Consider the following 1,830-nt stretch of genomic DNA (forward strand, 5'->3'; position numbering starts at 1 on the left):
GGTTGCTTTCGGCGTCGATCAGGAAGTTCGCGCGCACGACGACGCGCTCGCCCTCGGCGAGCCCGGCGAGCACCTCGACCACGCCCTCGCCGCGCCGGCCGAGGCGCAGCTCGCGCGGGGCGAAACGCCCGGCGGCGAGTTCGACCAGCGCCACCTGGCGCGTGCCGCTGTCGATCACCGCCGAGGCCGGGATCGTCAGCACCGGCGTGCGCGCCGCATCGCCGCCGGCGAGCTCGGCCGCCGCGTACATCGAGGGCTTCAGCCGCCCGTCGGCATTGTCGAGTTCGAGGCGCACCTTCGCGGTGCGCGTCTGCGCATCGAGGCTCGGATAGATGAAGCTCACGCTGGCGCTGAAGGTCTCGCCCGGCCAGGCGTTGACCGTGACCTGCGCGCTCTGCCCGGGCCGCACCAGCGCCAGGTCGCGCTCGTAGACATCGACGAGCAGCCACAGCCGCGACAGGTCGACGATGCGGTACAGCATCTCGCCGGGCATGAAGCGCTGGCCGGCGACGGCCGTGCGCTCCAGCACCACGCCGTCGGCCGGCGCGAGCAGCAGCACCGTCGCGCCGGCCTCCTCGTCGCGGCTGCTGCGGATGCGCGCGATCTCGCCGGGCGGCAGCCCCCAGTGGCGCAGGCGCGCGAGCGCGGCCTCGGCCAGTTCGCGCATGCCGACGGCGCGCGCGAGGCGGTATTCGCGGCTGGTGGCGAGGATCTCGGGGCTGTGCACGCTGGCGAGCACCTGGCCGCGGCGCACGGACTCGCCGGTCACGGCCACGTGCAGGCGCTCGATCCAGCCCTCGTAGCGCGGCGCGACGACGGTCTCGCGCCGCTCGTCGGGCGCGAGCAGGCCGACCGCGCGCACGGTCTGCGCGAGGCTGCGGCGCTCGACCGCCTCGGTGCGCACGCCGAGCTTCTGGATTTTCTCGGGCGTGAGCAGCACCTGCCCGGAAGCCTCCGCCTCGCCCTCGCGCACCGGCACGTAATCCATGCCCATCGGGTCCTTCTTCGGCACCGGCGAGGTGTCGGGCAGACCCATCGGGTTGCGGTAGTACAGGATGCGGCCCTCGCCGGCCGGCTTCGGCGCCTCGGCGTAGACCGGCACGTAGTCCATGCCCATCGGGTCCTTCTTCGGCACCGGCGAGGTGTCGGGCAGGCCCATCGGGTTGCGGTAATAGAGAATCCTGCCCTGCGCCGGAGCGGGCTGCTCGGCCGGACCAGAAGCACCGAGGCCCGGCACGAGGCCCGCGAGCACGGCCATGATCAGCAGATGACGGCGGCGCGCGCTCACAGCGGCTCTCCGACCAGCCGTTCGAGTTCGGCGATGCGCAGGCGCTGTTCGACCTGCGCGCGCAGGTGCTCGGCGCGGGCGCTGCGGGTCTGGCGTTCGGCTTCGAGCAGCGTCGTGAAGTCGTCGCGCCCGCTGCGGTAGCCGGCGAGCGCCGAGCGCAGCGCCGCCTCGGCCTGCGGCCGCAGCCGCGTGCGCAGCAGGCGTTCCTGTTCGCCGGCGGCCTCGTAGGCGGCGAGCGTGCCGGCGAGGCTTTGCTGCAGTTCGAGCGCGAGCGCGACCTGCCCGGCCTCGGCCGCGGCGAGCCGCGCGGCACTCGCCTGCACGTCGGCGCGGCGCGCGTCCTGATCGAGCGGGATGTTGATCGCGAGCATGACTTCCCAGCCATCGAGCCGGCTGCCGCGCTGCACCGGCGAGACGCCGAAGGTGACATCCGGCAGGCGCTTCGCGAGCGCGAGTTCGCGCGTGTGCCCGGCCGCCTCGACCGCCGCCGCCTGCGCAGCGAGGCGCGGATTGGCGGCAAGCAGCCGCGGCTGCAGGCCGTC

At 74.2% G+C, this 1,830-nt stretch carries 2 protein-coding genes; both read right to left on the minus strand.

What is annotated here, in order from left to right:
• A partial coding sequence (locus tag PKE44_RS18975) for an efflux RND transporter periplasmic adaptor subunit (protein ID WP_324554347.1) occupies nucleotides 1–1,288 on the minus strand: 1,288 nt, incomplete at its 3' end.
• On the minus strand, nucleotides 1,285–1,830 hold a 546-nt coding region (locus tag PKE44_RS18980), incomplete at its 5' end, for a TolC family protein (RefSeq protein ID WP_324554349.1). The genes PKE44_RS18975 and PKE44_RS18980, both read right to left, overlap by 4 nt.

Source organism: Plasticicumulans sp., from assembly GCF_035331805.1.
GTDB lineage: Bacteria > Pseudomonadota > Gammaproteobacteria > Competibacterales > Competibacteraceae > Plasticicumulans.